General features: G+C 70.9%; 7 protein-coding genes. 3 read left to right on the top strand and 4 right to left on the bottom strand.

The annotated features are described in order from the left end of the window. Positions 1 to 1,654: condensation domain-containing protein (locus tag EYA84_RS21035; protein ID WP_236145881.1), on the bottom strand; the 1,654-nt coding region annotated here is incomplete at its 3' end. Positions 1,655 to 1,885: 231 nt separating this feature from the next. Here EYA84_RS21035 and EYA84_RS21030 point away from each other — a divergent pair. Together EYA84_RS21030 and EYA84_RS21025 are read left to right on the top strand one after the other, a co-directional pair. Continuing rightward, positions 1,886 to 2,668 carry a 4'-phosphopantetheinyl transferase superfamily protein gene (locus EYA84_RS21030; RefSeq protein WP_131054765.1) on the top strand — a complete coding sequence of 261 codons (783 nt, stop codon included), beginning with the start codon at positions 1,886 to 1,888 and terminating at the stop codon, positions 2,666 to 2,668. Between the two features lie 88 nt (positions 2,669 to 2,756). Next, complete coding sequence (locus tag EYA84_RS21025; RefSeq protein ID WP_131054764.1) at positions 2,757 to 4,463, top strand: MFS transporter; 1,707 nt, start codon at positions 2,757 to 2,759, stop codon at positions 4,461 to 4,463. A gap of 78 nt (positions 4,464 to 4,541) precedes the next feature. Here EYA84_RS21025 and EYA84_RS21020 read toward each other — a convergent pair whose 3' ends face one another. The 3 genes from EYA84_RS21020 to EYA84_RS21010 form a co-directional block, all read right to left on the bottom strand. Next, complete coding sequence (locus EYA84_RS21020) at positions 4,542 to 4,964, bottom strand: VOC family protein (RefSeq protein WP_131054763.1); 423 nt, start codon at positions 4,962 to 4,964, stop codon at positions 4,542 to 4,544. Between the two features lie 93 nt (positions 4,965 to 5,057). Continuing rightward, entirely contained in the window at positions 5,058 to 5,468 is a 411-nt protein-coding gene (locus tag EYA84_RS21015; protein WP_131054762.1) for a VOC family protein, read from the bottom strand. Between the two features lie 77 nt (positions 5,469 to 5,545). Further along, the gene (locus EYA84_RS21010; RefSeq protein WP_131054761.1) at positions 5,546 to 6,754 is read right to left on the bottom strand and encodes a cytochrome P450; all 1,209 of its coding nucleotides are present in this window, start codon (positions 6,752 to 6,754) and stop codon (positions 5,546 to 5,548) included. A 154-nt stretch (positions 6,755 to 6,908) separates the two neighbouring features. On the opposite strand from EYA84_RS21010, the gene EYA84_RS21005 reads away from it, so the two are divergent. Continuing rightward, positions 6,909 to 8,168, top strand: coding sequence for a condensation domain-containing protein (locus EYA84_RS21005; RefSeq protein ID WP_131054766.1), 1,260 nt, complete (start codon positions 6,909 to 6,911; stop codon positions 8,166 to 8,168). The last annotated feature ends 26 nt before the right edge of the window (positions 8,169 to 8,194 follow it).

Raw genomic sequence — 8,194 nt, 5'->3', positions numbered from 1 at the left:
GGGCGAAGACGTCGTCGTGCAGGCGGCGACGACGGATCGGACGGGCCGTGTCGTTGGCCGCCGCGCGGACCTGCCGGGTCCGCTCCGGCAGCAGCTCCGGCGGGTACGCGGCCCAGTCGGCGTCGTCGTCGAGCAGCCAGTCGAGGATGCGCAGGTACGCGTCGAACATCTCGCCGACCAGCCCGGCCGGGAAGAGCTCCTCGACGCAGTCCCAGTTCACGAAGAGGCCGTGCTCACGCTCGGTGACCTGCACGTCCAGCCACACCTGCGGGGTCTGCGACATGGTCCAACCGGGCGCGCCGAAGCTCTCGCGTACCTCGCCGTCGAAGAGTTCGCCGAGGCTGAGCGCGCTGGTGAAGACCACCGGGGCGCCGACGGGCGTACCGCCGCGCAGCCGGGTCAGGTCCCGCAGCACGTCCACTCCGGTGTAGCCGGGGTGGGCGGCGTCGGCGCGCAGCCGCTCCTGGACCGTACGGGCGAAGGCCGCGAAGTCACACTCGGCGGTGGTGTCCACCTCCAGCAGCAGCAGGTTGGTGAAGTCACCGACCAGGTGTGCGACGTCGGGGTGCACCGGCTGCCGGTCGTAGAGCGGCAGGTTGAGCAGGAACCGCCCGGCGGAGCTCCACCGACCCAGCACGTGACCGAAGGCGGCCAGGAACAGCACCGGCAGGGTCAACCCGTACGTCCGGGCGCGGCGGGTCAGTCGCTCGACCTGCTCGGCAGCGACCCAGTGGTGGTGTCGGACCACCCGCTGGCCGCTGACCTGCTGCGGATCGACGGCCAGCGGCAGCTCCGGCGGGCCGGGCAGCTCGGGCAGCCGGGCCTGCCAGTACGCCTGGTCGGCGTCCCGCTCGCCGACCCGGCGTCGACGCAGGGTCGCCAGGTAGCTCGGGTAGTCCAGCCCGATCGGGGGCAGCTCGGCGTCCGGGTCCTGATAGAGGCGGGCGAGTTCCGACATCAGGATCCGGAAGCTGTGCGCGTCGGCCACCAGCATCTCGATGTGCACGTGGCAGCGCGTACCGCCGTCGGGCAGCAGCGAGAGTTGCACGTCGAAGACCTCGCCACGGGCCACGTCCAACCGCCGGTGCGACAGCCGGTCGCGCAGGTCGAGCAGGGTCCGCTCGGCCTGCGCGTGGTCGAGGGCCCGCAGGTCGTGCACGGTCAGGCCGGGCCAGGGGCTCGTCGGCAGGATCCGCTGGCGGCCGTCGTCGTCGAAGCGGGCGCGCAGCATCCCGTGCCGGCGCAGCAGTGCCCGGACCGCGGTGTCGAGCCGGTCCGGGTCCACCCCGCTGCCGTCGAACTCGTTGTAGAAGTGCGCGCCGACGCCGCCGAGGGCCTGGCCGTCGCCGCGTCCCACCCAGTACGCGTGTTGCATCGCGGCCAGGTCGAAGGGTTCGTCCGCGTCGACGACGGTCAGCGGCGGCGCGTCGGGGACGACCGCGTCGGCCGGTGCCCGCTCGGCGACCATCCGCCACCAGTCGTCCAGGGTGCGTCCCTCGACCAGCTCCGCGAAGCTCACCGGCACGCCACGCTGATGCCACCGAGCGACCAACCGCATCACGCCGATCGAGTCGAGACCGAGCTGAAGCAGGTCGGCGTCGTCCGCGACCGTGCCGGGTGGCTCACCGAGGACGGCCGCGATGTCGTCCCGCATACCGTCCCGGGTGAAGGGTCGTGTGTGTTCGGCCTCGACGCCCAATCTGGGTCTCCCCTGTTCGACGGAGTTGTCCGGCACCGCCACACGAGTCCGTGCCGACGCCAAGGTAACAAGCCGACACGGATACGTACAGTAGAAAGAACATGCTACTTGCAATAGGCTCCACATACGACGGCATGACGGCCGGTCAGGCAGCGGTGGTGACCGGCGGAGAGGGTGGCACCCGCGATGGCGACCGGCCCGCCCGGGGAGGGCACCTGCCAGGTCTGGTGGGCCGAGGTCGGGTCACCGGACGACGAGCGTCTGATCGCCCTGCTGTCCGCGCCGGAACGCGACCGGCACGCCGGGTTCACCGATCCGCACTCGCGCGCGACACACCTCACCGCCCGGGCGCTGACCCGGTCGGTGCTCGCCGGGATGCTCGGCACCACGGCGAGCGAGCTGCGCTTCGAGGCGGTGTGCCGACAGTGCGGCGGGCCGCACGGCAAGCCGGTACTGCGCGCACCCGCCGCACCGGTGTCGTTCTCCGTCGCGCACTCCGGGCACTGGTGTGCGGTGGCGTTCGCCTCCCGGACCGAGGTCGGCGTGGACGTCGAGCGGATCGCGGTACGCGGGCGCGACCTCCCGTGGCGCGCGCTGTCGCCGGTCGAGCGCGCGGTGGTCGCGGCCACCGACGCCCGGGACCGCACGGCCGCCTTCATCCGCTACTGGACCAGGAAGGAGGCACTGGTCAAGGCCACCGGGGACGGCCTGACCGTCGACCCGGCCACGATCACGGTGACCGCACCGGACCAGCCGGCCCGGCTGCGGCGCTGGGCGGGTCCGTCCCGTCCCGCCGCCCGGCCGCACCTGGTCGACCTGGATGCCCCCACCGGGTACGCCGCCGCACTGGCGAGTCTCGGTGGACCCCTTGTGGTGTCCACTCACGACGGCAATTCACTGCTCGACCCGATCCGCTCCGGTGTGGCGGGTTTCGCATCGACACACATTTCCAATAAGTTGCTGACCTAACGCGATCGGGTGATCTCCGTCCGTTGCCGGACACCGGGGACGCACCCGCCACCGTCACGTCCACCGAACCCCCCAGGAGAGGGATCTGATGTCTGACGACACTCGCACGTCGCCAGGAACCGACACCGACACGGTGTCGGCACCTGCGCCGGCCGCGACGCCACCCGACGAGTTCGTTCCTCCGGTCACCGGTCGCAAGCGCACCCTCGCCCTCATCGTGGTGCTCACCGGGTTCGTCCTGGACCTGCTCGACATCACCATCGTCAACGTGGCCCTGCCGTCGATCCGGGACGGCATCAACGCCACCGCCTCCACCATGCAGTGGCTGGTGGCCGGCTACGCGCTCGCCTTCGCCTCGATGCTGATCATTTCCGGTCGGCTCGGTGACATCATCGGCGTACGCCGGATGTTCCTCATCGGTGTCGCCGGCTTCACCTTCACCTCGCTGCTCGCCGGCATGGCGCAGTCGCCTGAGCAGCTCATCGTGCTGCGCTTCCTCCAGGGCGCCATGGGCGCGGTGATGGTGCCGCAGGTCTACACCTTGATCCAGTTGCTCTACGCACCCAAGGAACGCGGCCGGGCGTTCGCCGCGCTCAGCGCCGCGCTCGCCTTCGGCACGGTCGGCGGCCCCCTGGTCGGCGCGCTGCTGACCACCGCGAACGTGGGCGGCCTGGGCTGGCGCATGATCTTCCTGGTCAACGTCCCGATCGGCATCGCGGCGTTCTTCGCCGCGCGGGCGCTGCTGCCCGAGTCCGAGCGCAACCGCGGGGAACGGCTCGACGTGGTCGGCGCGACCCTGATCACGGCTGCGGTGATGCTGATCGTCTATCCGCTGGTGCAGGGGCGTGAGCACGGCTGGCCGCTGTGGACGTACGGCATGATGGTCGCCGGTCTGGTGGTGTTCGCGCTGTTCGTGCTGCACCAGCGTTCCCGCACCGAGTCGCCCCTGGTGCCGCTGTCGCTGTTCCGGCACCGCTCGTTCAGCTCCGGCCTGGTGGTGGTCTTCCTCTTCCAGGGCGCCGTGATGTCGTTCTTCCTGGTCATCACGATCTACGTGCAGATCGGCGTGGGCTACAGCATCCTGCGCGCCGGGTTGGCCGGTCTGCCCTGGGACATCGCGGTGCCGTTGCTCGGCTGGCTCTCCGCCCGGTGGATCACGCCGAGGCTCGGCCGGGTGGGCCTGCAGATCGGGTTGGTGCTGCTGATCGCCAGCATGTTCTGGTTCATGTGGGTGATCGACAGCACCCCGCAGGTGACCATCTGGCAGCTGCTCGTGCCGATGTTCATCGGCGGCGCCGGCATGGGTATGACCTTCCCGCCGCTGATGGGGTACTCGTTGCACGACGTGCCCGGTCATCAGGCCGGGTCGGCCTCCGGGGTGGTGAACGCCAACTACCAGATCGGCGTGACGCTCGGCATCGCCGCCTGCGGCACGCTGTTCTTCAGCCTGATCGCGGCCAGCGCACCCACCGCCACCGACGACGTGGGACCGCGTCTGCGCGCGGACCTGGTCGCCGTCGGTGTCGCCGAGGGCCAGGCCGAGCAGATCGGGCAACGGTTCCGGGACTGCGTGAGCACCCAGCTCGGCGCCGCCGACCCGACACTGCCCCCGGCCGGTTGCGACAGTGCGACCGTGGCCGCCGGTGGCGGTGACCGGGCCGTCCAGGTGATCGAAGAGCGGTCGTTCGAGGCCAGTCAGATCAGCTTCCAGCGGGCCATGGTCGGCACGCTCTGGTTCAGCGTGATCAGCTTCGCGCTGGCCCTGTTGGGAAGCTTCCTGCTGCCGCGCCGCTGACCGGGTGCGGCCGACATGAACCGCGGCCCCGGTGCCGCCGTCGAGAACGGGGGCACCGGGGCCGCGGTGTGTCGTGGGTCAGCCGAGCGCGGTCCGGTAGGTCGCGATGGTCCACACGTGGCCCTGCGGGTCCTGGCAGGTGAACTCGTACGAGTCGTGCGGCTTGCTCTCCGGCGCGAGCAGGATCTCGGCACCGCCGGCGACCGCGCGCTCGTGCAGGGCGTCCACCTCGGTGTCGGTCTCGACCCGGAGGAACGTGCCGGCGGTGGCGGCACCGAGCGCCCGGGGCTCGCCGAGCCGCAGGTCGCCGTTGGCCGGGTTGATCATGATCAGACCGTGGTCACCGATCTTCAGCTCGGCGTGGTAGACGTTGCCCTGCCCGTCGTCGAAGACCCCGAGCGTGGTGAAACCGAACGTGTTCACCAGCCATTCGATGGCCTTTGCCGGGTTCTCGTAGGCGATGTAGGGGGCGACGGTGGGCGGCACGGAGGAATCGGCCATGGGTCACTCCTCGGAGTCGATACGGCGAGACTGTCAGGACGAACAATCACTCTATGTGCTCTTTGCGTCCGGCGGACGACAAGAAGCCGACGGTCAGTCGAGCTTCGGCGCGTAGCTGCCGAAACCCCACAGGTGACCCTCGAGGTCACGGGCCACGTACTCCCGCGATCCGTAGTCGGTGTCGGTGAGGGGCATGACCACCTCGGCGCCGGCCGCCACCGCCCGGTCGTGGTGGGCGTCGACGGCGTCACCGACGTAGACGTAGACGCCCTGGCTGGTCAGGGGCAGGTCCCGGGGGCTGGCCATGGGTAGGCTCGACGAGCCGGCCGGACCGAGCTGGAACGTGCCGATGCCCCACCGCAACTCGGCGTGCACCACCTGGCCCTCGCCGCCGGTCGTCTTCTCCAGCAGCGTGAACCCGAAGGCGGAGCAGAGCCAGTCGATGGCGGCACCCGGGTCCCGGTAGCGCAGGAAGGGGATCACCGGTGCGACCACATCGGACATTCGGATCCTCCTGATGTCGACAGACGACATCCACCCTACCCAGCCGACTCCGGCGCAGACAGCCGACACACCCGGGGTCAGCGCGGTCGTACCAGCAACGGCAGTTGGTCGTACGAACGCAGGCTGGCGTGTCGACGCCGGACCGCCGGACCCGCCGGACCGAGGATCTCCACCGACCGCACGATCCGCTCGAAAACGATCACCGACATCAGCCGGGCCATCGCGGTGCCGAGGCAGTGGTGCAACCCGCCGCCGAAACCGAGGTGCGGGTTGGGGTCACGACCGACGTCGAGGCGCTCGGCGTCGGCGAACACGGAAGCGTCCCGGTTGGCGGCGCCGAGCAGCAACAGGACCGTCCGACCCGCCCGGATCTTCACACCCTCCACCTCGACGTGTTCGCGGGCCACCCGGATGACGTTCTGGATCGGCGCGTCGTACCGCAGGAACTCCTCCACCGCGACGGGCACCAGGCCCGGGTCGGCGCGCAGCCGGCGCAGTTGGTCCGGGTGCGCGAGCAGCGCCGCGACGCCGTTGGAGACCAGGCCCATGGTGGTCTCGAAGCCGGCGTGGAACAGGAACAGCATGTTGTCGACGAAGTCCGCCACGGCCAGCCGGTCGGTCGCCGACTCCTCCCAGTACATCCCGGCCAGCGTCGGCCCCCCGGGCTCGTCGCGACGGGCGGAGAGCAGCCCGCCGAGGTAGTCGTGCAGCCAGGGCAGCGCGGCGTTGATGTCGTGCAGGTCGGACGGGGTGAGGTTCGCCGCGTCGAACACCTTGGCCAGCGAGATCACCCGGGTCAGTACTTCGGGCCGGTCCGAGGTCGGGATCCCGATCAGGTCGCACACCACCCCGACCGGCAACGGCACCGCGAGGTCGGTCACCACGTCGAGGGTGCCGCGTTCCAGCGCGGGGTCGAGCAGCGCGTCGGCCGCCGCACCGATGTGTCCGGTCAGCCGGCGCGCCACCGGGGTGCCGAGCGCCCGACCGATGAACCGCCGCAGTCGGGTGTGGTCCGGCGGGGTACGGGTCAGCACGATCCGGTCCAGGAAGTCCGCGCCCGGCCCGTCCCCGAGGGTGATCCGGGTGTACTCCGGCGGCATCCGGCTCTCCAGCCGGTTGTCGCGTAGCAGCGTGGTGACCAGGGAGTGCCCGGTGACCAGCCACTGGCCCAACTCGGCGCGGGACAGCGGGCCGCGTTCGCGCAGTCGCGCGTACGCCGGGTACGGGTCGTCCTGGGTCGCCAGGAACGCCGCGGACAGGTGAGGACGCGCGGTCTCGGCTCGCATACAGAGCACTATCCGGGAGAGCCTGCCGGGCGGCAAGACCCTACATACATCTAGCGACACAGTCGACAAGGTCCACGGGCTGTTCTAGGCTCGGTCCGTGGCTGAGCTCGTGCGTGAGGAACCCGCTTCCGTCGGTCAACGCCTCCTGGCCCTGATGGACCACTACCGGGGTCGGGACAGCGCTCTCAACGAACAGGTGCTGTGGCGCCTGCGTGGCCCGTACGACCACGAGGCGATGACCCGGGCGGTGGCCGCCCTGACCGCCCGGCACGAGCCGCTGCGGACCACGTACCCGCGCGGTCGCCGGATGCGCCAGCAGATCCACGTGCCGCGCCCGGTGCCGGTGCCGGTGACCGACGTGTCGGCCGAGGCCGACCCGGGTGCCGCCGCCCGGGAGATCGTCGCCACCGAGGTCGCCACCGGGGTCGACGCCTCGGTATGGCCGCTGCGGCCCCGGGTGGTCCGGCTCGACGCGGAGCACCACCTGGTGGTGCTCACCCTGCACCACTACTGCTCCGACGACTACTCCAACGCGTTGCTCGCCCGCGACCTGCGGTCCCTGTACGCCGTCGAGACCGGCGAGACGGTCGACCTGCCCGCCCCGCAGTGGCAGTACGCGCAGTGGGCCCGCTGGCAGGCCGACCAGCTCTCCGGCGCGAACCTGACCCGGCTCACCGACTACTGGACCGGCAAGCTGACCGGCGCGCGCCTGGTGGAACTGCCGGCCCGCCGGCGGCGTCCGGTGCCCGACGGCGAACCGCCGTGGATCTCGGTCGAGCACTACGTGGACGCCGATACCACCGCCGCCCTGCGGCAGCTCGCCCGCCGGCACCGCACCACGCTCTTCCCGGTCACGCTGGCGGTGTTCTACGCCCTGCTGTACGCCGAGACCGGCGCCGACGACCTCACCGTGGCCTCGCTGTTCGCCAACCGTTCGCAGCCACAGGTGCGCGACACGGTGGGCTTCTTCGCCAGCATGGTGTTGCTTCGGGAACGCTTCACGCCGGACACCACGCTGAGCGAGCTGATCGCCCAGGCCCGCACGACGGTGATGGACGCGATGCGGCACCAGGACCTGCCGCACCAGTTGCTCCCGCCGGACACCGTGGCGGGCGGCACCGGACGCACCGACGACGTGCTGTTCCAGCTGCTCGGCAGCCTGATGACCCGGGCGGACATGGCCGGTGAGGAACTGGACGACATGGAGGCCCAGCTCGAACGGCGGCGTTTCGCGCTGGAGTTCGTGGTGGTGCCGCAGGGCGACCAACTCTCCGCGTTGCTGTTGTGTTCCCGGGCCGAGTTCGATCCGCTGTGGGCGGACACCTTCGTCCGTGACTATGTCACCCTGGTGCGACGCGCGGTCGCCGACGCCGACGTCCCGCTCGCCCGCCTGCGTGGCGCACCGGTGACATGAGCCCGCCGGCCCGCTCCGGGCCGGCA

This window comes from Verrucosispora sp. SN26_14.1, assembly GCF_004307965.1.
Lineage (GTDB): Bacteria > Actinomycetota > Actinomycetes > Mycobacteriales > Micromonosporaceae > Micromonospora.
Note: the sequence above shows the minus strand (reverse complement) of the source record. Positions and strands in the feature narration are given on the sequence as shown.

Coding starts and splice junctions, on each gene's coding strand:
- EYA84_RS21005 (WP_131054766.1), top strand. CDS start 6,909: ATGGACCACTACCGGGGTCGGGACAGCGCTCTCAACGAACAGGTGCTG.
- EYA84_RS21025 (WP_131054764.1), top strand. CDS start 2,757: ATGTCTGACGACACTCGCACGTCGCCAGGAACCGACACCGACACGGTG.
- EYA84_RS21015 (WP_131054762.1), bottom strand. CDS start 5,468: ATGTCCGATGTGGTCGCACCGGTGATCCCCTTCCTGCGCTACCGGGAC.
- EYA84_RS21030 (WP_131054765.1), top strand. CDS start 1,886: ATGGCGACCGGCCCGCCCGGGGAGGGCACCTGCCAGGTCTGGTGGGCC.
- EYA84_RS21010 (WP_131054761.1), bottom strand. CDS start 6,754: ATGCGAGCCGAGACCGCGCGTCCTCACCTGTCCGCGGCGTTCCTGGCG.
- EYA84_RS21020 (WP_131054763.1), bottom strand. CDS start 4,964: ATGGCCGATTCCTCCGTGCCGCCCACCGTCGCCCCCTACATCGCCTAC.